Source organism: Microbacterium abyssi, assembly GCF_015277895.1.
GTDB classification, from domain to species: domain Bacteria; phylum Actinomycetota; class Actinomycetes; order Actinomycetales; family Microbacteriaceae; genus Microbacterium; species Microbacterium abyssi.
In genome coordinates this window covers 284,125-304,571 of the sequence record NZ_CP063815.1, presented here as the reverse complement: position 1 = coordinate 304,571, position 20,447 = coordinate 284,125, and the positions used below count along the sequence as shown (strand labels likewise).

Sequence of the window (20,447 nt, the reverse complement as noted above, 5' to 3'; positions counted from 1 at the left end):
CCTTTCGTCTCGCTTCGCTCGCTCAACGACCCGCGGAGAACCTGTCGACAGCCGGCGGGTCGTTGAGCGGAGGCGGCACAGCCGCCGAAGACGAAACGGGGTGAGCGAGCGGAGCGAGTCGAAGCCGACTCAGCCGACCGTGAACTCCGCGCTGAGCAGGGACTCCTCGCGCGAGCTCGGTCCGACCAGCAGCGCGAACTCCCCCGGTTCGACGACGCGGGTGCCCGCGGCATCCACGATCGTGCACTCGGCCACCGGCAGTTCGATGCGCACACGCACCGACTCCCCCGGCTCCAGCGGCACCTGCCGGTACGTCTTGAGCTCCCGGTCGGCCCAACTCACGCTGGTGACGGCATCCCGCACGTACACCTGGACGGTCTCGATCGTCGGACGCGCACCGGTGTTCGTCACGCTCACGTGCGCGACGACCGTGCCGGATGCCGCGAGCGCAGCCTCGTCGATGACCAGATCGGAGTACGACACCGTCGTGTACGACAGCCCCTCGCCGAACGCCCACGCCGGCGACTGGGTGAGGTCGGCGTAGCGGTCGCCGTGCTGTCCGCGGATCTGGTTGTAGTACGTCGGCTGCTGCCCGGCGTGACGCGCGAACGAGATCGGCAGACGGCCCGTCGGCTCAATGGCTCCGGCGATGAGCTCTGCGATCGCGCGACCGCCCTGCATGCCCGGATTCGCGACCCACAGCACGGCCGCGGCGCGCTGCACGGATGCCGGCAGCACCAGCGGCTTGGACGCCATGAGCACCACGATGACGGGCTTGCCCGTCTCGATCAGCGCATCGAGCAGGGCGATCTGCCCGCCGATGAGTTCGAGGGTCGCGGTGGAGCGCCCCTCGCCGTAGAGTCCTCGCGCATCGCCGACCACGGCGACCACGGCATCCGCCGACGAAGCCGCGGCCACGGCCTCGGCGATCTGCGCCTCGTCGGCCGCGACGGGACGCACGACCGGCGGCCGGGGCTGCCCGTCCGGCCAGGTGGCGCCGGCAGGGTCGGGCTCGAGGGTGAGGATGTCGGCGCCGCGGGCGTGCACGACCTCCCACGGCGCGATCTCGCGCAGCCCGTCGAGCACGGTCGTGATCATCTCGCGCGGCTGTCCGTCGAGCCATCCGGCCTGTCCTGAACCGCCGGCCCAGTCGCCGAGCTGCTCCTGGTCGTCGTCCGCGAGCGGGCCGACGACCGCGATGCGCTTGGTCGCCGCAGGGGCAAGAGGAAGCGTCCCGTCGTTCTCCAGCAGCACGAGCGAACGCCGGGTCACCTCGAGGTTCAGCGCAGCGTGCTCGGCCGTGCCGACGAGAGCGGCTACGTCCTCGCGCGGTTGACGCGGGTCCTCGAACAGGCCCAGCTCGAACTTCAACGTGAGGATCCTCGCCACGGCGGCATCGAACGCGTCCTCCGCGAGCATGCCCTTCACGACGGCATCCAACGCGCCTTCGAAGAACGTGGGCGTCGTCATGATCATGTCGTTTCCGGCCCGCACGGCGGCGGCCGCGGCATGCGTGACGTCGGGCTGCACGTGCTGCTCCCAGACCATCCGGCCGACGTTGTCCCAGTCGGTGATGAGCGTGCCGGTGTAGCCCCACTCACCGCGCAGCACGTCGCTGAGAAGCCACTCGTTGAGGGTGATCGGCACGCCGTCCGTGGTCTGGTAGCCGAGCATGAACGAGCGGCATCCCTCGCGGGCGACGCGCTCGAACGGCGGCAGGAACCAGCTGCGGAGCTTGCGCCGCGAGATGTCGGCCTCCGAGGCATCCCGGCCGCCCTGCGTCTCGGAGTAGCCGGCGAAGTGCTTGGCGGTCGCGAGGATCGCGGTCGGGTCGTCGAGGCCGTCGCCCTGGTAGCCGCGCACCATCGCGCTGGCGAGCTCGCCGATCAGGTGCGAGTCCTCACCGAACGTCTCGTTCACGCGCCCCCAGCGGAGGTCGCGGGCGATGCAGAGCACGGGAGAGAAGGTCCAGTGGATGCCGGTCGCGGCCACCTCCACGGCGGTGGCACGCGCGACCCGCTCCACGAGCGCGGCATCCCAGGATGCCGCCATCCCGAGCTGCGTCGGATAGATCGTCGCGCCCGGCCAGAACGAGTGGCCGTGGATGCAGTCCTCGCCGACGATCAGCGGGATCTGCAGGCGCGTACGCAGCGTCAGCTCTCGCGCGGCGACGATGCGCTCGGGGGAGGTGTGCAGGATCGAGCCGGCGTTCCGGCGCAGCACGTGGTCTTCCAGGTCGTCTCGGGCGTCGAGCTGCAGCATCTGCCCGACCTTCTCCTCGAGCGTCATCCGGCCGAGCAGGTCGGCGACGCGCTCGGAGATGGGGAGGGTGGCGTCGCGGTAGGGGTGGAGGTCGAGGAGCGTCTCAGTCATTTCCTGTGTTCTCTTGCTTTTGGGCCCGCTGCGGGAGCGAGGTCGGAGCGGACGGCCGTCACGGCGTCGTTGACGTCGAGGCCCTTCTTCTTCATCGCGCGGGCCCGCTCCCCGGCGGAGCGCAGCCGCGGGTTGACGTACTCGTCGATGCCGAAGTTGATCAGCGACAGGGCGACGCCGATCGCGGCGATGCAGAGCCCCGGGGGCAGGTACCACCACCACTGGTTCTGGCCGAACGCGCCCTGGGCGGATGCCCAGTTCAGGATCGTGCCCCAGTTGTACGTGGTCACCGGGATCACGCCGATGTACGACAGGGTCGTGAGACCGAGGATGGCGGCCGTCACGGTACCGACGAAGCTCGCGGCGATCAGTGCCATGAGGTTCGGCAGCATCTCGACGGTGATGATGCGGCGCAGCGGCTCGCCGTTCGCGCGGGCGGCCTGGATGAAGTCGCGGTTGCGCAACGACATCGTCTGGGCGCGCAGCACGCGCGCGCCCCACGCCCACCCCGTGATGCCCAGCACCGCGGCGATCAGCACGAGCGGCGGCTCCTCGAACATCGCGGCGACGATGATGATCAGCGGAAGGCCGGGGATCACGAGGAACACGTTGGTCAGCGCCGACAGCGCCTCGCTCTTCCAGCCGGACAGGTATCCGGCGATCACGCCGACCGTGATCGCGATCAGCGTCGCGATGATCGCGGCGAGGAACCCGACGACGATGACGCCGCGCGTGCCGTGGATCACCTGGCTCAGCACGTCTTCGCCGATGTGCGTCGTGCCCAGCCAGTGCGCCGCGGACGGCGGCTGGAGGCGGGCGGAGTTGTCGACCTTGGTCGGCGAGTACGGCGCGAGCACGTCGGCGAAGATGGCGACGAGGACGAAGAATCCGAGGATCACCAGCCCCGCGATCGACTTGCCGTTGCGGAACATCGCGAACGCTGAGGCGAGCTTCGCCCAGAAGCTCTGGTCCGGACGGCCCGGACCGCTGGTGGTCGTGCGGATCAGGAACGTCTCGGGCGTGCCCGCACCGGTCTGGCGCTGGGCGGCGTCTGTGGTGGTCATTGCTCAGGCCTCCGTCTGGCGCGTGCGCGGGTCGAGGAATGCGTAGGCGATGTCGGCGAGGATGTTCGCGACCAGCACCGACAGGGTGATCACCAGGAACACGCCCTGCATCAGCGCGTAGTCCTTGGCGTTGGTGGCATCCAGCAGCAGCTTGCCGACACCGGGGTAGCTGAAGACCATCTCCATGACGATCGTGCCGCCGACGATGAAGCCGATCGAGAGCGCGAAGCTCTGGATCTGCGGGAGCACCGCGTTGCGGGCGGCGTAGCCCCAGAGCACGCGCCGGTTCGGCATGCCCTTGGCCTGTGCGACGGTGATGTAGTCCTCGTCGAGCACGGTGAGCATCATGTTGCGCATGCCGAGCATCCATCCGCCGAGCGAGGCGATCACGATCGTGACGAGCGGCAGCGTGCCGTGATGGATCACCTGACCGATGAACTCGAAGTTCCACCCCGGCGTCATGCCGACGCCGTACGCCTTGCCGATCGGGAACCAGCCGAGGTTCACCGAGAACAGCGCGATCGCGAGCAATCCCAACCAGAAATAGGGGATGGTGCTCAGGAACGTGGTGACCGGGATGAACACGTCGAGCCGGCTGCCACGACGCCAGCCGATGAACGCTCCGCCGATGGTGCCGATCGCGAAGGACACGATCGTGGCGAGTCCGACCAGGCCGATCGTCCACGGCAGCGCCTGACTGATCACCTCAGTGACGGGACGCAGGCCGTGCAGCAGCGAGACGCCGAGGTCGCCGCGCAGCAGCAGCCCCCAGTAGTCGAGGTACTGCTGCCACAGGCTCTTGTCGGTGTCGAGGCCGAGCAGTGCCCGCAGTGCGTCTGCGGCCTCGGGCGAGACGTTGCGGTTGCGGGCGAGGTACTGCGTGACCGCGTCGCCCTTCATCATGCGGGGCAGGAAGAAGTTGATCGTCAGGGCCGCCCACACCGTGAACAGGTAGAAGACGGCGCGGCCACCGAGGAATCGCCACGGCACGTGGGAGCGGCCGGCGACGGCCTTGGTTGCCGTGGTGCCGATCTCGACGGCATCCGGCACCGGGTGCGCTTCTGCTGCGGGCAGCTGCGGTTCGACGGCGGTCATCGTGCACCTCCGAGGGTGTCGGCAAAGAATCGCTCGGGATCGGGGGATGCGGCGCGGAGCTCCCGCGTGTACGGATCCTGCGGGTGGAGGATGACGTCGTCCGCAGTGCCGTGCTCGACGATGCGGCCCTGGTTGAGCACCATGATCTCGTCGCTGAAGTGCCGCGCGGTGGCGAGATCGTGGGTGATGTAGAGCACGCCCAGACCTTCCTCGCGCTGCAGGTCGGCGAGCAGGTTCAGCACACCGAGGCGGATCGAGACGTCGAGCATCGAGACCGGCTCGTCGGCGACGAGGATCGCAGGTCGGGATGCCAGGGCGCGGGCGATCGCGATGCGCTGGCGCTGACCGCCGGAGAGCTCGTGCGGCCGGCGGTCGATCACGGCGTCGGGGTCGAGTCGCACGCGCTCGAGGAGGCGGCGGACCTCGGCCTCGGTCTCGTCCTTCGGCACCACGTCGTCGAGGCGCAGGGGGCGCTCGAGGTGGTAGCGGATCGAGTGGTACGGGTTGAGGGAGGCGAACGGATCCTGGAAGACCATTCGCAGTTGCTGACGGTAGGTTCGCAGACCGCGTCCGCGGCGCGGGATCGGCTGCCCGTCGAGCAGCACCTCGCCGCTGGTCGGGGTCTCCAGCTGGGTGAGGATCTTCGCGATCGTCGACTTGCCGCTGCCGGACTGGCCGACCAGGCCGATCGTCTGGCCGGAGTTCAGGGTGAAGCTCACGTCGTCGAGCGCGGTCAGGTGACCGGCGCCTCGGACGTTGTAGACCTTGGTGACGTGGCGGACCTCGAGAGTGCTCATCGCACCACCACCCCCTTCTCTCCGGTGAGGCGCGGGAAGGACGACAGCAGCGTCCTGGTGTACTCGTCCTGCGGGTCGCGCCAGATCTGCTCCGCGGTGGCGAGCTCGACGATCTCGCCCTCCCGCATGATCGCGATGCGATCGCTGATCTCGAGCAGCAGGGGAAGATCGTGGGTGATGAAGATGACCGAGAAGCCGAACTCCCGGCGCAGCTGCGAGATCTGACGCAGGATCTCGCGCTGCACGAGCACGTCCAGCGCCGTGGTCGGCTCGTCCATGACCATCAGCTGGGGCCGGAGCGCGAGAGCCATCGCGATCATGACTCGCTGGCGCATGCCGCCGGAGAGCTCGTGCGGGAACGAGCGGGATCGCTGCGACCCGACCTTGACGATCTCGAGCAGCTCGGCTGTGGCATCCCGCCGGTCGCGGCGACTCATGCCGGGCCGGTGCACCTCGAAGACGTCCTCGAGCTGCGAGCCGATCGTGGCGACCGGGTTCAGGGCGTTCATCGCACCCTGGAAGACCATCGAGACCTTGTCCCAGCGGAACCGGCGCATCTGCTCGGGGCCGAGCTCGTTCACGTCGATGTCGGAACCGTTCGTGTCGTGGAAGACGACGGATCCGCCGGTGATCACCGCGGGCGCCTTGAGCAGGCGCTGGATGCCGTACGCAAGAGTCGTCTTGCCGCACCCGGATTCACCGGCGAGGCCGAGGATCTCGCCGCGCTGCAGCTCGAGTGTGACGTCCTTGACCGCCGCGACAGGCGGATCGACGTCGTACACGACCGAGAAGTCGCGGACGGACAGCAGGGGGTCTGTCATGGAGTTCCTTGTCTGGGATGGCTGGGGCTGCAGAGGCGACTTCGACTCGCTTCGCTCGCTCAGTCCGTTTCGTCTCGCTTCGCTCGCTCAACGACCCGCGTGGGCGGATCCCACGGGACATTCCCGGGGACCCTGTGGGTCGTTGAGCGAGGAGCAAAGCGACGAGACGAAACGCGTTTGAGCGAGAAGCGGAGCGACGAGTCGAAACGTCGCTCCGCCCCTCACGCGCCTTACTTGGGCTCGAGTTCCGTAAGGACCTGGACGATACCCGGCTGGGTCGGGTCGCCGGAGGCGTACTGGTCGTCCTCGCTCGGCCATCCGACGTAGTTGCGGGTGTTGAACTCGCCCAGCAGCGGGTGCGCACCCAGCGGGATCGCCGGCACGTTCTCGGCGAACGCCTTCTGCATCACCGCGGATGCCGCAGCGCGGTCCTCATCGGAGGAGGCGTTGGCGTAGGTGTTCAGCGCCTCGGTGACAGCGGGGTCGTCGAAGCGGCCGAAGTTGTACTGGGCCTTGTCGTCCACGATCCACTTCGGGTCCATGGTCGAGGTGTACAGTCCGTACACGTTGCCGGTGTCCTCGAGCCAGTGGATGATCGCCTGGAAGGTGCCCTCCTGGCGTGCGGCATCCCAACCGCCCCAGTCGGGCTGGTCGACCTTGACCTCGATGCCGAGGGCCTCGTCGAGCTCTTCGGCGATGAGGGCCTGCTCGGTGTTCCAGTCGCTCCAGCCGGCCGGGACCGAGATCGAGAACGAGACGGCCTCGCCGTCGGGGTCGATCAGCTTGTCGCTCTCCCAGGTGTAACCGGCGTCGGTGAGGATCTCCTTGGCCTTGTCGACGTCGACGGAGTAGTTCTCGTCCTTGTACTCGGGGATGATCTCGTCCTCGAGCAGCGTGCCGAGACCCGTGACGTTCCAGACCGCCTCGCTCGCGCCCTCCCGGGCGATGTCCACATAGGCCTCACGGTCGATCGTCCAGGCGAGCGCCTCGCGCAGAGCCGGGTCATTGAAAGGCTTGGTCTGCAGGTTGAAGAACAGAGTCCCGGCACCGGCGGTGGGCGAGACGAGGAACTGGTTGTTCTCATCGGCATCCAGATAACTGGCCTGGATCTGCGGGATGAACGCCTGCGCCCAGTCGGCCTCGCCGGAGGCGAGCGCGGTGGTGAGGGCCGCGTTGTCGCCGTAGGAGACGTAGTGCAGTTCGGGAACGGCGAGGTCGCCGCCCCAGTAGTCCTCGTTCGCGGTCAGGGTGACCGATTCGGTGGTCCAGCTGTCGAGCACGTACGGTCCGGTGCCGACCGCGAGGCCGTCTTCGGTCAGCGGGTCGGTGTTGGGGTCTTCGATGTTCTCCCAGATGTGCTTGGGCACGATCGGGGTGTGCAGCACGCGGGACTGGGCGGTGAACTTCGAGTCGGCGAACTTCAGGGTGATCTTGTCGCCGTCGACGGTCGCGCCCTCGTACTTCAGTCCGGACGAGTCGGCGAGCTTGCCGCTGAGGTACTGGTCGAAGGTGAAGACGATGTCGTCACCGGTGAAGTCGGTGCCGTCGCTCCACTTCACGCCGCTGCGCGGGACGACGGTGAGCTCGGTGTAGTCGTCGTTCCACTCCACCGACTCCGCGAGCCACGGGGTGGTGCCGAGGTCGCCGGTCGGGTTGACGAGCGCGAGCGTCTCGAAGATGACCTTGGCGTATCCGTACTTGGATGCCGACGAGTCGCCGAGGTACGGGTTGTGCGACTCGGTGGTGATCGCACCGTCGGGCTTGGCGATGGTGAGGGCGGCGCCGGTCGCGCCTGAATCGTCGTCGGCGGTGCTGCCGGTCGACGAGCAGCCGGCGAGCGCGCCGACGCTGAGGGCGGCGATCGCGCCGATCGCGATCAGAGATCTGCTGAGCTTCATTGCTTCTCCTTGGACACGGGTCATTTGTGCAGGGGCGGGTGGGTACCCGGTGGTACTTTGCTTACTCACGAGAAAGTAAACTGCAGTGAGATTACCTACAAGTCAGTAAGCTTTGCAAGTGGCGGATGCCAGACCGTTACACTCGCCAGAAAAAGGGGGATGCCGTGGCCACGGAAACGCACTCGACACGCACGCGTCCCGCCACGCGCCGAAAGCGCACCGAGATCCTCAAGGCCGCTGTCGAGATCTTCGGCAACAAGGGCTCGGTGAGCGGCACGCTCGCGGATGTGGCAGAGCAGGTCGGCATGACGCATGCCGGTGTCCTGCACCACTTCGGTTCCAAGCAGAACCTACTGCTCGAGGTGCTCGCATACCGAGACCAAGCCGATGTGCAGGACCTCGATGAGAAGCATATCCCCGGCGGACCCGAGCTCTTCCTGCACCTCGTGCGCACGGCGTTCATGAACGCGCAGCGCCCTGGGATCGTGCAGGCGTACACCGTGCTGTCTGCGGAGTCCATCACCGACGACCATCCCGCCCGCAGTTACTTCGAGGAGCGCTACACGACGCTGCGCCGCGAGATCAGCGAGGCGTTCGCCGAGCTGTGCACGCAGGAGGGCGTCGACGAACCGGATACGGTGGCCGCGGCATCCGCCGCGATCCTCGCGGTCATGGACGGCCTGCAGCTGCAGTGGCTGCTCCACCCCGGGGTCGTCGAGCTCGGCGAGACCAGCGAGTTCGCGATCCGCGCGATCGTGAACGCGGTGCTGCGCCCCGGCCCCGACCTGAGCACCTACGCGCACGCCACCTGACCACCCTCCGCCGAGGCGCCGATGCGTGGGGAGTGCAGCCCGCGCAGGGCTAGGGTCGACGCATGAGCATCGACCTCGAAGCGCTGTACATCGATCTGCACCGGCATCCTGAGCTGTCGTTCCAGGAGACCCGCACCGCCGGCATCGCCGCCGGCCACCTGCGGGCTCTCGGGCTCGAGGTCGAGGAGGGCGTCGGGATCACGGGCGTCGTCGGGATGCTGCGCAACGGTGACGGGCCGGTCGTGTGGGCGCGCGCCGACATGGACGGCCTTCCGGTCGAGGAGCTCACCGGACTCCCCTACGCGAGCACGGCGACCGGCATCGATCCTGCCGGCAACACCGTGTCGATCATGCACGCCTGCGGTCACGACATGCACGTCACGGCGATGATCGGCGCGGTGGAGCGCCTGGTCGCCGAACGCGATTCGTGGACGGGGACGCTCGTCGTGCTGATCCAGCCGGCCGAGGAGCACGGCGCCGGTTCCCGCGCGATGCTGGATGCCGGCATCCTCGACCGCTACCCACGGCCGGACATCGTGCTCGGCCAGCACGTCACTCCCCTGCCGGCCGGCGTGATCGGTGTGCGCCCCGGGCCGCAGATGGCTGCCGCGGACGGGATCACGGTCACGCTGCACGGCCGTGGCGGTCACGGGTCGCGCCCGCACACCACGATCGACCCGGTCGTGATGGCCGCGGCGACCGTGATGCGCCTGCAGACCATCGCGTCGCGCGAAGTCGATCCCCGTGGAGTCGGCGTCGTCACGGTCGGTGCGATCCACGCCGGGACGAAGAACAACATCATCCCCGCCGACGCGACCCTCGAGCTCAGCCTGCGCTACCCGGACGATGAGGCGCGCGCGAGGGTGCTCGCCTCCGTCGAGCGCATCGTGCGGGCGGAGTCCGCGGCATCCGGCGCAGAGCGCGAGCCGGAGTTCCGCACCGAGCACACGCTGCCGCCGACGATCAACGACGCGGACGCGACGGCCCGCGTCACCGCGGCCCTGACCCGCGTGCTCGGCGAGGGCACGGTCGTGGATCCGGGGATGTTCACCGGCAGCGAGGACGTGTCATGGTTCGCGCGGGATGCGGGGGCGCCACTGGTGTTCTGGTTCTGGGGCGGGGTGGATCCGGCGGTGTACGCCGCGGCCGAGGCGGCCGGCACGGTCTCGAGCATGATCCCGACGAATCACTCCGCGTACTTCGCGCCGGTGCCGCACCCGACGATCGAGGTCGGCGTGACGGCGATGGCGACCGCGGTGCGGGAGTTCTTGGCCTGAGCGGGACGTTGAGCGAGCGCCAGCGAGACGAAACGGATTGAGCAAGCGCAGCGCGTCGAAGCCGCACCTCGGCCACCCTTACTACACCTGGACGACGCGGGGCGGCGGGGACGGCAACTGACGCTGCGGCACGCCGTGCGCCTCGCGGTGAAGACGCTCCATGCGGGCGTCGAGCTCGCTCGCGGCATCCGCGGCGTCCGCCAGGCTCTGCACGAGGTGCGAGGGCACCTGGTTGGAGAACTTGTAGTAGATCTTGTGCTCCAGACTCGCCCAGAAGTCCATGGCGATGGTGCGGAACTGCACCTCCACCGGCACCAGGAGCGGCCCGGTCGAGAGGAACACCGGCACGTCGATGATCGCGTGCAGGCTCTTGTACCCGTTGTCCTTGGGCTCGGCGATGTAGTCCTTGACGACGCGGACGGTGATGTCGTCCTGCTTGGTGAGCAGATCGAACAGCAGATAGACGTCGGCGACGAAGCTGCAGGTGACCCGGACGCCGGCGATGTCGGTGATCTCGGTGCGGATGCGGTCGAAGTCGGGCTCCTCGATCCCCTTCCGGGCGATCTTCTCGACGATGCTGTCCGGTGTCTTCAGCCTGCTCTTGACGTGCTCGATCGGGTTGTACGAGTGGTCGTGCAGGAATTCGTCCCGCAGGATCGAGATCTTCGTCTCGACCTCGCGCATCCCGAACTCGTATTCGCGGAGGAAGCGCTGGAACTCGTCGCGGAGCTCTCTGGTCTGGCGGATGGCATCTTCGGTGACCTCGATGGTCGTCATGGCTTCGACGTTACGCGGCCGCATTCAGAACCGGCTGTGCGTTCGTCATGAGCGGAACGAACCGCGGCGCCTCCCGCTCCTAGAATCGGACGATGACCGATGCGCAACGACGCGACCCATGGCCCGTCCGCACCGAACGGCTCGAGATCCGCCCGGCCACAGCTGAGGACCTCGCCGCGGTGTGGGACTACCGTCGCCTGCCCGAGGTTAACCGGTGGCTGGGACCAGCGCCCCAGACGCGCGAGGCGTTCGATGAGCTCTATCTCGACCCGGAGCGCCTCGCGACCACACTGATCGTCACGCGCCTCGCAGACGACGAGATCATCGGCGACATCATGCTGAAGATCGGCGACGCCTGGGCGCAGCGCGAGGTCATCGAACAGGCCCGCGGAACCGAGGCCGAGCTCGGCTGGACCCTCGCGCCGGCCTTCACGGGCCAGGGGTACGCGATCGAGGCGGTGCGCGCTGTGATCGACGTGTGCTTCGGCGCTCTGGGGCTGCGCCGCGTGCACGCCGGATGCTTCGCCGACAACGAGCCGTCCTGGCGTCTGATGGAGCGGCTCGGGATGCGCCGGGAGGAGTTCAGCCGCAAGACCGCGCTGCACCGTTCGGGCGAGTGGATGGACGGCATGAACTACGGCCTGCTCGCGGAGGAGTGGCCGGTGTGAGAAGAGCCTGACTACTCCCAGGTCGCGGTATCCGGATCGATCCCGTGGTGGCGCGCGGATTCGTCGACGCTCTGGCGGAACCATGCGGCGAGGCCGTCACCGATCCCGTTGTAGTACGACGAGAATCCCGGGTCGGCCTCGAACATCCGCCCCAGACACACCTGCATCTGCCTGGTCAGCGGGAAGAAGTTCGAGAACAGCTCGCGGTGGCGCTCGGCGAGTCCATCCGCCTCTTCACTCCCCGGCTCGACCCCTCGACCCACCGCGTCGGCGAGGTCGCGCTGGAGCGCGGACATGGCCTCCGAGAGCGCCCGCCACTGGCTCGGCGACCGGGATGCGGAGCGCTCCGCGAACTGCGCCCACTGCTTCGATCCTCCCCACACGAAGCGGGCCGCGCGCGATTGCTGCGGGTCCCAATCCTCGCCGAAGACCTCACGCTGCTCGTCGTCACTCATCAGGATGCCGCGCTCGTGCGCGGTCGTCATGCGCTCGAGCCGTTCATCGAGCTGCCGAAGATCATGAATCCGTTCGGCCAGCTGCGCCCGCTGCTCGCGCAGCGTGTCGCCGATCTCCGCGGTCGCATCATCGAGCACGTCTCGAATCGCGTCGAGAGTCAGGCCGGCCTCGCGATAGGCCACGACTCGGCTGAGCCGCTCGAGGTCATCCCACGTGTAGAGGCGGTAGCCGGCGGGCGTGCGGCGGGACGGCGACGCGAGACCGATCTCGTCCCAGTGGTGCAGAGTGCGCACGGTCAGCCCGAGGAGGTCGGCGGCCACACCGACCGTCGCATCCTCATCGATCTCGTTGTCAACCATCGATGTCATTGTGCTCCTCCTCGCTCGCCATCCGGTGCGAAGATGCCGACGGATGCGAGATCACGCCCCACGTCACTATCGGGAATGAAGGGCGTCGCCGCCGTGAACGTGACGTGCGCTCCCTCGGGGGTGACGACAACGATGTCGCGAGTTCTCCACGCCGTGTCGTACGGGCCGGTCACCGAATCAGGAGACAGTTCTCGACATGCGTCGGCCACGGATTCGAGCTGGCCGAGGACGCAGGACACGAAGACCTGAACCGTGGGCGCTGCCGCCGGCGGTGCCGCATCGTCGTCCGCGGGAACGAGAAGAACGTCCTGGAACGCCCACCGTCGCAGATGCACGATCTGGCCGGGAACGCTGAACAAGTCGACGAACCCCAATCCGCGGACCCAGAAATCAGTCGACGCGCGAAGGTCTCTCGTCGGGATCTTCACGAACATCGGCATCGCGTAGATACCGAGGAACGGCTCCGGCGCGACTGCGTCCGGTCCGTCCGGAACGGGGCTCATCTCGAATGCATTGAAGTAGTCAGCCATGTGAGCGAGTCTGGATCCTCACGTGGCGTGAGGGTCAAACTCACCTCACCACCGGTCGCCGATGCGGCGCTGGCACGCGAGAATTCCGTAAGGGACGCAAGAGCGGTCGTAGGGATTCCGTAAGGATGCCGTCCGAGCCGTGTCGGCGAGCGTACGTTCGTCGTTCGTGACAGACCAGACACCCGACGCCCCGCCGCTCGCGAAGCGCCTCCTGATCGGCGACCCGCTGACCTCGCAGCAGGTCGACGGACAGCTCCTGCCCAAGCGCCGTGCACTGCCGATCTTCGCCTCCGACGCACTGAGCTCGGTCGCCTACGCGCCCCAGGAACTCGTGATGATCCTCCTGATCGGCGGGCTCGCCTTCCTCGCGTTCAGCCCGATGGTCGCGGCGGCAGTCATCCTGCTGCTCATCGTGGTGGTGCTCAGCTACCGCCAGCTCATCAAGGCGTACCCATCCGGCGGTGGGGACTACGAGGTCGCCCGCACGAACCTCGGCGAGATCCCCGGCGTCGTCGTGGCGGCCGCTCTCCTGGTCGACTATGTGCTCACCGTCGCGGTGTCCGTGGCATCCGGCGTCGACAACATCATCTCGGCCCTGCCGGGGCTGAACCCGTGGCGCGTCGAACTCGCCGTCGGATTCGTCGTGCTGATCATCATCGTGAACCTCCGCGGCGTCCGCGAGGCATCCACGGTGTTCGCGATCCCCACCTACGTGTTCATCGGCTCGGTCGGCGTCATGATCGTCACGGGCCTCGTCCGTGCCGCGCTCGGCGACGCCCCGGTCGCCTCCAGCGCCGAGTTCACCGTGCACGCCGAGAGCCTCAGCCAGGTCGCCGTGATCCTGTTGATCCTCCGCGCGTTCTCCAGCGGATGCTCCGCCCTCACCGGGGTCGAAGCGGTCTCGAACGGCGTCCCCGCCTTCCGCACCCCGAAGGTGCGAAACGCGCAGGCGACCCTGGTGCTGATGGGTTCGATCGCGATCTGCCTGTTCGCCGGCCTCACCGCCCTCGCGCTCATCACCGGCGTGCACTATGCCGAGAACCCGTGCGACCTGATCGGGTTCGACTGCGCCGACCCGCAGCCGAGCCTCATGGCACAGGTGGCGGCGGCGACGTTCGGCGGCGGCAGCATCCCGTTCTTCATCATCCAGGCCGCGACCGCCTGCGTGCTCCTGCTCGCCGCCAACACCGCGTTCAACGGGTTCCCGCTGCTCGGCGCCGTCCTCGCCCGCGACGGGTACGCCCCCAAGGCGCTGAACACCCGCGGCGATCGCCTGGTGTTCTCGAACGGCATGCTGCTTCTGGGACTCGCGGCGATCGCCGTCCTCATCGTGTTCCAGGCGCGGCTGACGACCCTGATCCAGCTGTACATCATCGGCGTCTTCGTGTCGTTCTCGGTGGGCCAGATCGGCATGGTCCGGCACTGGCGGCGGATGCTGCGCGGCCCGCTCCGCGTGAAGACGGCGGCGACGGCGTCCGAACGGCGCTCCGCGCACTCGGGCCTCGTGATCAACGCGGTCGGGGCGGTCTTCACCGTGCTGGTGCTGATCATCGTGACGGTAACCAAGTTCACGCATGGCGCCTATCTGGTGTTCTTCGCCATCCCGCTGCTCGCGCTGCTCATGATCGGCGTGAAGCGCTACTACCGCGACGTCGAGCACGAGGTCGCCATGGACGACGGCATCCGCTTCGGCGCGTCCGGCGACGTCGCGATCGTGCTCGTGAATCGCCTGCAGAAGCCTGCGCTGAAAGCGCTCGACTACGCGATCGCCGCCGAGCACGACAAGACGCTCGCCGTGCATGTCGCGTTCGCCTCCGAGGACGGCGAAGACCTGCACCGGGAATGGCGCGCGCACGGCATCCCGATCCCGCTGGTCATCCTGGATTCCCCGTACCGCACCTTCGCGCAGCCGGTCGCGCAGTTCATCGAGCGGTACCGCGAGAAGCACGGCTCGTCGGTGGTCACCGTCTACCTGCCGCAGTACATCGTCGGTCACTGGTGGGAGCGGCTGCTGCACAACCGGCGCGCGCGCCGCATCGCGAACCAGCTCATGCTGGTGCACGGCGTCTCGATCACGCTGGTTCCCTGGCTGCTCGACTCGTCCGAGCTCATCTACGGGCGGCGGTCGCGTCCCATCCCCGGCCAGGAGCGCGGTGGTCATGTCGGAGTCTAGGCTTCACTCCATGAGCGCGCTCACCGAGCCGGAGTCCCGGCTGCCGCGCATCACCGGCGCGGTCCTCGGCTGGCGCCGCGAGGTGCTCGGGTTCGTCGTCACGTTCCTCGGCGGGCCGCTGCTGTCGTGGCTGCTGTTCGCCCTGCGCAGTCCGCAGTCGATCACCTACGAGGTGCTCTCGTACCAGCTGCTGGTCGTCATCGTCGCGCTGATCGGCGGTGTGCGTCCCGCCGTCACCGCTGCCGTGCTCTCCGGCATCACCCTGGACCTGCTCTTCGTCGCACCGGCGTTCTCGATCGCGATCGAGCACCCGCTGCACGTCGTCGCCCTTGCCCTCTATGTGATCATCGCGGTGCTGGTCGGTCTGATCGTCGCCCAAGCCGCGCGCCGGGCACGCACTGCCCAGCGTGCCACGGCCGAGGCAGAGCTGCTGGCGTCAGTCGCCGGCAACGTGCTGCGCGGTGACAGTGCCGTGCTCGCGCTGGTCAGTCGAACGAGGGAGGCGTTCGGCCTGAGCGGCGTTCGCCTCGTCGACCACGACGGCGACGTGATCGCCCGTGACGGGGAGCCGGTGCTCGACGGCCGGTCGACATCGGTGCCGGTGGGGCATGCCGACGACGGAGGTCCGCGCGCCGTCCTCGAGTTGCACGGCGGTGCGTTGGATGCGCCGTCCCGACGGCTGCTCGACGTGATCGTCACGCAGCTCGCTGCAGCCCTGGAGCGCAGGGAGCTGACCGCGACGGCACGCGAGGCCGAGGCCCTCGCCGAGACGGACCAGGTGCGATCGGCGCTGCTCTCCGCCGTCAGCCACGACCTGCGCCGGCCGCTCGCCGCCGCCGTGGCCGCGGTCGGCGGTCTGCGCGGCCACCAGGAGCTCTCCGAGCCGGATCGCCGCGAGCTCCTCGCCACGGCCGAAGAGAGCCTGGGCACGCTGACCGCGCTGGTCACCGACCTGCTGGATGTGAGCCGCGTGCAAGCAGGAGTGCTCGCGGTGTCGCTGACACCGGTGGATGCCGTGGGCAGCATCGTCTCGGCGCTCGACGAGCTGTCACTCGGCCCCACGGCCGTCGAGCTCGATCTCGACACCGTGCTGCCCGCGCTGCGCGCGGATCCCGTACTCCTGCAGCGGGTGCTCGTCAACGTGCTCGCCAATGCGCATCGGCATTCGCCGCAGGATCGGAAGATCACCGTGTCGACCACCGCTCGCGGCGAGCGCGGCGAGATCCGCATCATCGATCACGGCAGGGGCGTGCCGACCGGGCGCCGCGAGAGCATGTTCCAGCCCTTCCAGCGCCACGGCGACACCGACAACACCACCGGCCTCGGCCTCGGCCTCGCCCTCTCGAAAGGATTCACGGAGGGCATGGGCGGCACGCTCACGGCGGAGGGGACCCCGGGCGGCGGCCTCACAATGGTCGTCTCGCTTCCCGTGATGGCACCTGAGCAGGAGATGGAATGAAGCTCCTCATCGCCGACGACGACCCGCAGCTCGTGCGCGCCCTGCGCATCACCCTTTCCGCGCACGGATACGAAGTCCTCGCCGCAGCGGACGGCGCCGCCGCGATCACGGCCGCCGCGCAGGCCCGGCCCGACATCATCCTGCTCGATCTCGGGATGCCTCGGCTCGACGGCATCCAGGTGATCCAGGCGCTGCGCGGCTGGACGGAGGCACCGATCATCGTCGTGTCCGGGCGCACCGGCTCGGCTGACAAGGTGGAGGCGCTGGATGCCGGCGCCGATGACTTCGTCACCAAGCCGTTCCAGATCGATGAGCTTCTCGCGCGCCTGCGCGCGCTGTCCCGCCGCACGCAGGGTGCCACCGGCGAGGCGACCGTCGCCTTCGGCGACGTGGTCGTCGACCTGGCCACCAAGACGGTGACGCGCGGCGGACATCGGGTGCACCTGACGCCGACCGAGTGGCGGATGCTGGAGCACCTCGCCCGTCATCCCGGGGCCCTGGTCACCCGGCAGGACCTGCTCAAGCAGATCTGGGGCAGCGATCAGGTGTCCGACTCGGGTTACCTGCGGCTGTACATGTCGCAGCTGCGCAAGAAGCTCGAGGCGACGCCCGCGTCACCGGCGCATCTGCTGACCGAGTCGGGGATGGGATACCGGCTGGTGCTCTGACGCCCCGGCCGAATTCACCGCCGGGCCGCGACCATGGCGGCCTCGGTGCGGGTGGAGACGCCGAGTTTGCGCAGGATCGCGGAGACGTGCACGCTCGCCGTCTTCGAGCTGATGAACAGGCGCTCGCCGATCTGCTTGTTGCTGAGGCCCTCTGCGACCAGGTCGACCACCTGCCGTTCGCGCGCCGTGAGCTCCAGCTCGTCCGGCGCAGCGGCGTGGGACATCAGCCCGCTCGCACGACCGAAGGCCGCGATGCTGTTCTGCAACGGCACGTGCCCGATCGTCGCGGCGGCGGCCGCGGCATCCGCCAGCACGGCCTGCGCCTCGGGACGCTGTGCGTCCGCCACCAGCATGCGTGCGAGTTCGAGCCGGGTGACACCGCGCATGATGGCGGGCACGTCATCACTCTCCGCGAGGTCCACCGCCGCGCGCACACCGGCGATCGACGGATCGAGCAGCGCATCGAGCATGGCGGCCCAGTCATCGTCGCGCACGGTTTCGGGGATCTCGGCCCAGAGCCCGCGGATCGCCGCGATGGCCGCGTCGACGTTCCCCCCGGACGCGCGCACCTCGGCGACGACCCACCCGGACTCGAGCAGCAGACGATACGCGTGCAGCAGCACGAAGCCCTCGTCCTGTGTCATCGCGACGACGGCATTCAGAGCATCCGTCCACTGCCCGCGGGCGATGTCGAGGGCGATGTCGTTCTCTACGACGCGGTACCAGGCCTGCCGCTCGAGCTCGCCGGTGCGGCGCAGCGACGGCATCCATTCCTCGCGCATTCGCTCGGCCTCATCGACCTTGCCCTGCCAGGCGAGCACGCGGATGCGGGTCAGGACGACGTACTGGTCGTTGAGCACCTGCGGCCGTCCGATCGGCACCGCCGACAGGCGGGACGTCGCGCCGTCGATGTCGCCGAGGGTGAGCAGCGGCTCGACCATGTTCTGCACCATGAGCGTGCCCGACGCGCGCTCGACGCCCAGCTCGCGTGCACGCACGATCCCGGCTGCGGCCACGTCGAACGCCTCGCGGTGTCTGCCCAGCAGCCCCAGCATGTCGGAGTAGTTGACGTGGAATCGCAGCTCCGCGCCGCCGTTGCTGCGAGGCGCGAAGCGGGCAGCCTCACGGAAATCGGCGAAGGCCTCATCGAGCTGCCCGAGGTACGTCCGGCACGTGCCACGGAGGTTGTGGGCGACGGAGATCTCACGCGGGTCATCCGCACGAGTGGCGATCTCCAGCGCCTGCGTGGCCGTGATGATGGCCTCGCGCGGCATCGAGGCGAGCATGTACTTTCCGGCCAGGCCGTTCAGGAGCGTGGCATGCAGCTGATCGTCATCGACCGCGCGATCGATGATCTCGAGCGCTTCGAGGAACAGCTCCATCGCTCCGGGCAGCCCGAGGTTCGCGAGGAACAGCCCCTTGTCGCGCAGCAGCCGGGCGTGCTCGGCGGGATCTATGCTCTCGTCGATCTCGGCCAGGGCGCGTTCGGCGACGGAGAGCGCGCGCTCCGCCTCGCCCGCGTTGCGGAGGATCGAGCCGATCTGCCTCATCAGCCGCACATGGGTGAGCCCTGCGACCGCCTCGGGATCGGGCACCTGCTCCCACAGCTCCAGCGCCAGCTCGCCGAACCGTGCCGCCGACGCGAACGCGAACCGGGCCTTGGCCTCCTGCATCGCCGCGACGGAGGCGACCAGCGCACGGTCGGGCACCTGGGCGAGATGCCAGTGGTGAGCGAGAGAGGACCGGTCGCAGCGGTCGAGCGCCGTCGCCTTCGCCTCGAGCGCCTCGGCGTAGGCCCGGTGCAGCCGCGCGCGCTCACCGGGAAGAAGGTCCTCGTGCACGGCCTCGCGGAGCAGCGCGTGCCGGAAGGTGTACTCGTCATCGTGCACGGACAGGATGCCCACGTGGGACGCCGCACGGATCGCCGCGTCGAGGCGGTCATCAGGCAGGCCGACGAGCCGGGCGAGCAGCGTGTGCGACAGCATCCCCTCGGCTCCCGACACCACGCGGACGACATGGCGGGCGTCGTCGTCGAGCTGGTCGAAGCGCACCAGCAGCATGTCGCGCAGCGAATCGGGCAGCGGGCCGGCCGCGCAGCAGGCCACCTCTTCGACGAAGAACGGCACGCCCTCGGCGCGGTCCATCAGGCGATCCAGCGACGTCTCGCTGAGTTCGCCGCCGTGCAGCTGCTCGACGAGCCGCCGCGTGGCATCGCGGTCGAGGCGCTCGAGGGTGATGCGCTCGATGATCCGCGCACGTGTCGTCTCAGCGATGAAGCGGCTCACCGCGTCGCCCCGGCGGACGTCGTCGGTGCGGCACGTGATCAGCAGCAGCACTCGCCCCTGCTGCAGTGTGCGCAGCAGATAGGTGAGCATGACGAGCGTGGAATCGTCGACCCAGTGCAGGTCTTCGACCACGAGCACTTGCGGTGCGCTGTCGGCCGCCGCCTCGATGAGGGTCGCGACGGCGTCGCGCAGGGCGTCGGGGCTGGTGCTCTCGCGCACCGCGATGCCCTCACCGAGCTCGGGCACGAGCATGCGCAGCGCCTCGGCTCCGACGCCGATCGCCGCCTTCGCCTCTGCGAGGCCGAGGCGCTCGACCATCGATCGCAGGATGCTGGTGAGCGGTCCGTACGCAGAGCGCGCGGACCCGAGGTCGAAGCAGCGGCCGACATGCACATCGGCGGCCCCGGCGAGCTCGCCCTGGAACTCGCGCAGCAGGCGTGACTTGCCGATGCCGGCCTCGCCCTCGATGAGCACGGCCGAGGGCTCGCCGCCCGCGGCACGATCGAACGCGCGCCGCAGTTCGGCGAGGTCGTCATCGCGACCCACCATGTCTGTGCTGATCGTCGGAACGGTCACCACTTCATGGTGCCACCGGCCACGGACATTCGGGCCGGTGATCGCGGTGAGAGAACTCACCGCGCGTGCGCGGGACGCGCGGTGGTGTCGCAGATGGCACGCGGGCTGTCGGCTGCGACGACCGAGGCTGCGGCATCCGCCTGCCGGGTGCGGAACCAGCCGCTCACCCGGCTCAGCACAGACCCGCGGCGCCTGATGACGCGATCCGGGTTCTCCGTGATGATTCGGCGCAGCTCGTTCTCGCGGTCGATGCGCTCCTGCTCGACGAGGATGGTGTTGTGGATGTAGGACGGGTGCTCGTACATGTCGTGGACTCCTCTGGTGATCTGAGTCCACACTCCGCTCTAAGG

At 68.6% G+C, this 20,447-nt stretch carries 15 protein-coding genes and 2 pseudogenes; 6 read left to right on the top strand and 11 right to left on the bottom strand.

Features of this window, described 5'->3' with window-relative positions; all coding sequences use genetic code 11:
• Nucleotides 1–129: 129 nt before the first annotated feature.
• The 6 genes and pseudogenes from IM776_RS01500 to IM776_RS01475 all read right to left on the bottom strand — a co-directional run bounded on the left by IM776_RS01500 (nucleotide 130) and on the right by IM776_RS01475 (nucleotide 8,048).
• The gene (locus IM776_RS01500) at nucleotides 130–2,373 is read right to left on the bottom strand and encodes an exo-beta-d-1,3/1,6-glucosidase (protein ID WP_194421330.1); all 2,244 of its coding nucleotides are present in this window, start codon (nucleotides 2,371–2,373) and stop codon (nucleotides 130–132) included.
• On the bottom strand, nucleotides 2,370–3,437 hold the full coding sequence (locus tag IM776_RS01495) for an ABC transporter permease (protein ID WP_422730927.1): 1,068 nt from the start codon (nucleotides 3,435–3,437) through the stop codon (nucleotides 2,370–2,372). Before IM776_RS01495 ends, IM776_RS01500 begins: the two co-directional genes overlap by 4 nt.
• A 3-nt stretch (nucleotides 3,438–3,440) precedes the next feature.
• Nucleotides 3,441–4,532: an ABC transporter permease gene (locus IM776_RS01490; RefSeq protein WP_194421329.1), complete on the bottom strand. Its 1,092-nt coding sequence runs from the start codon at nucleotides 4,530–4,532 to the stop codon at nucleotides 3,441–3,443.
• A pseudogene (locus IM776_RS01485) lies at nucleotides 4,529–5,227 on the bottom strand (ABC transporter ATP-binding protein); the annotation flags it as partial. The pseudogene IM776_RS01485 and the gene IM776_RS01490, both read right to left, overlap by 4 nt.
• A gap of 98 nt (nucleotides 5,228–5,325) precedes the next feature.
• Nucleotides 5,326–6,150 (bottom strand): ABC transporter ATP-binding protein, encoded by an 825-nt coding sequence (locus tag IM776_RS01480; RefSeq protein WP_194421327.1) that lies wholly within the window; start codon nucleotides 6,148–6,150, stop codon nucleotides 5,326–5,328.
• 230 nt (nucleotides 6,151–6,380) lie between these two features.
• Nucleotides 6,381–8,048 (bottom strand): ABC transporter substrate-binding protein, encoded by a 1,668-nt coding sequence (locus tag IM776_RS01475; protein WP_194421326.1) that lies wholly within the window; start codon nucleotides 8,046–8,048, stop codon nucleotides 6,381–6,383.
• A gap of 164 nt (nucleotides 8,049–8,212) precedes the next feature.
• Here IM776_RS01475 and IM776_RS01470 point away from each other — a divergent pair, with 164 nt between their 5' ends.
• Both IM776_RS01470 and IM776_RS01465 read left to right on the top strand, forming a co-directional pair.
• Nucleotides 8,213–8,860, top strand: a complete 648-nt coding sequence (locus IM776_RS01470; RefSeq protein WP_228479853.1) for a TetR/AcrR family transcriptional regulator — start codon at nucleotides 8,213–8,215, stop codon at nucleotides 8,858–8,860.
• 62 nt (nucleotides 8,861–8,922) lie between these two features.
• On the top strand, nucleotides 8,923–10,137 hold the full coding sequence (locus tag IM776_RS01465; protein ID WP_194421324.1) for an amidohydrolase: 1,215 nt from the start codon (nucleotides 8,923–8,925) through the stop codon (nucleotides 10,135–10,137).
• 81 nt (nucleotides 10,138–10,218) lie between these two features.
• Here IM776_RS01465 and IM776_RS01460 read toward each other — a convergent pair whose 3' ends face one another.
• Nucleotides 10,219–10,914: a GTP pyrophosphokinase gene (locus IM776_RS01460; RefSeq protein ID WP_194421323.1), complete on the bottom strand. Its 696-nt coding sequence runs from the start codon at nucleotides 10,912–10,914 to the stop codon at nucleotides 10,219–10,221.
• 92 nt (nucleotides 10,915–11,006) lie between these two features.
• Here IM776_RS01460 and IM776_RS01455 point away from each other — a divergent pair, with 92 nt between their 5' ends.
• Nucleotides 11,007–11,582: a GNAT family N-acetyltransferase gene (locus IM776_RS01455; RefSeq protein WP_194421322.1), complete on the top strand. Its 576-nt coding sequence runs from the start codon at nucleotides 11,007–11,009 to the stop codon at nucleotides 11,580–11,582.
• Nucleotides 11,583–11,593: 11 nt separating this feature from the next.
• Here IM776_RS01455 and IM776_RS01450 read toward each other — a convergent pair whose 3' ends face one another.
• Complete coding sequence (locus tag IM776_RS01450) at nucleotides 11,594–12,406, bottom strand: MerR family transcriptional regulator (protein ID WP_194421321.1); 813 nt, start codon at nucleotides 12,404–12,406, stop codon at nucleotides 11,594–11,596.
• Nucleotides 12,403–12,936 carry a VOC family protein gene (locus IM776_RS01445; RefSeq protein WP_194421320.1) on the bottom strand — a complete coding sequence of 178 codons (534 nt, stop codon included), beginning with the start codon at nucleotides 12,934–12,936 and terminating at the stop codon, nucleotides 12,403–12,405. Before IM776_RS01445 ends, IM776_RS01450 begins: the two co-directional genes overlap by 4 nt.
• A 166-nt stretch (nucleotides 12,937–13,102) precedes the next feature.
• On the opposite strand from IM776_RS01445, the gene IM776_RS01440 reads away from it, so the two are divergent.
• The 3 genes and pseudogenes from IM776_RS01440 to IM776_RS01430 all read left to right on the top strand — a co-directional run bounded on the left by IM776_RS01440 (nucleotide 13,103) and on the right by IM776_RS01430 (nucleotide 17,236).
• Nucleotides 13,103–15,109, top strand: coding sequence for an APC family permease (locus tag IM776_RS01440; RefSeq protein WP_228479852.1), 2,007 nt, complete (start codon nucleotides 13,103–13,105; stop codon nucleotides 15,107–15,109).
• Between the two features lie 40 nt (nucleotides 15,110–15,149).
• Nucleotides 15,150–16,568 (top strand): annotated as a pseudogene (locus tag IM776_RS01435) (sensor histidine kinase); the annotation flags it as partial.
• A complete protein-coding gene (locus IM776_RS01430; protein WP_194421318.1) occupies nucleotides 16,565–17,236 on the top strand; it encodes a response regulator in 672 nt (223 codons plus the stop codon). The pseudogene IM776_RS01435 and the gene IM776_RS01430, both read left to right, overlap by 4 nt.
• Before the next feature lie 14 nt (nucleotides 17,237–17,250).
• Here the strand turns inward: IM776_RS01430 and IM776_RS01425 are convergent, their stop codons facing one another.
• Both IM776_RS01425 and IM776_RS01420 read right to left on the bottom strand, forming a co-directional pair.
• The gene (locus IM776_RS01425) at nucleotides 17,251–20,097 is read right to left on the bottom strand and encodes a helix-turn-helix transcriptional regulator (RefSeq protein ID WP_194421317.1); all 2,847 of its coding nucleotides are present in this window, start codon (nucleotides 20,095–20,097) and stop codon (nucleotides 17,251–17,253) included.
• A 56-nt stretch (nucleotides 20,098–20,153) separates the two neighbouring features.
• Complete coding sequence (locus IM776_RS01420; RefSeq protein WP_194421316.1) at nucleotides 20,154–20,402, bottom strand: hypothetical protein; 249 nt, start codon at nucleotides 20,400–20,402, stop codon at nucleotides 20,154–20,156.
• Nucleotides 20,403–20,447 lie beyond the last annotated feature (45 nt).

Bases quoted from the DNA above. Each gene is read 5' to 3' on its own strand.
- IM776_RS01500 (WP_194421330.1), bottom strand. From the start codon at position 2,373: ATGACTGAGACGCTCCTCGACCTCCACCCCTACCGCGACGCCACCCTC.
- IM776_RS01495 (WP_422730927.1), bottom strand. From the start codon at position 3,437: ATGACCACCACAGACGCCGCCCAGCGCCAGACCGGTGCGGGCACGCCC.
- IM776_RS01490 (WP_194421329.1), bottom strand. From the start codon at position 4,532: ATGACCGCCGTCGAACCGCAGCTGCCCGCAGCAGAAGCGCACCCGGTG.
- IM776_RS01480 (WP_194421327.1), bottom strand. From the start codon at position 6,150: ATGACAGACCCCCTGCTGTCCGTCCGCGACTTCTCGGTCGTGTACGAC.
- IM776_RS01475 (WP_194421326.1), bottom strand. From the start codon at position 8,048: ATGAAGCTCAGCAGATCTCTGATCGCGATCGGCGCGATCGCCGCCCTC.
- IM776_RS01465 (WP_194421324.1), top strand. From the start codon at position 8,923: ATGAGCATCGACCTCGAAGCGCTGTACATCGATCTGCACCGGCATCCT.
- IM776_RS01460 (WP_194421323.1), bottom strand. From the start codon at position 10,914: ATGACGACCATCGAGGTCACCGAAGATGCCATCCGCCAGACCAGAGAG.
- IM776_RS01455 (WP_194421322.1), top strand. From the start codon at position 11,007: ATGACCGATGCGCAACGACGCGACCCATGGCCCGTCCGCACCGAACGG.
- IM776_RS01450 (WP_194421321.1), bottom strand. From the start codon at position 12,406: ATGACATCGATGGTTGACAACGAGATCGATGAGGATGCGACGGTCGGT.
- IM776_RS01445 (WP_194421320.1), bottom strand. From the start codon at position 12,936: ATGGCTGACTACTTCAATGCATTCGAGATGAGCCCCGTTCCGGACGGA.
- IM776_RS01430 (WP_194421318.1), top strand. From the start codon at position 16,565: ATGAAGCTCCTCATCGCCGACGACGACCCGCAGCTCGTGCGCGCCCTG.
- IM776_RS01420 (WP_194421316.1), bottom strand. From the start codon at position 20,402: ATGTACGAGCACCCGTCCTACATCCACAACACCATCCTCGTCGAGCAG.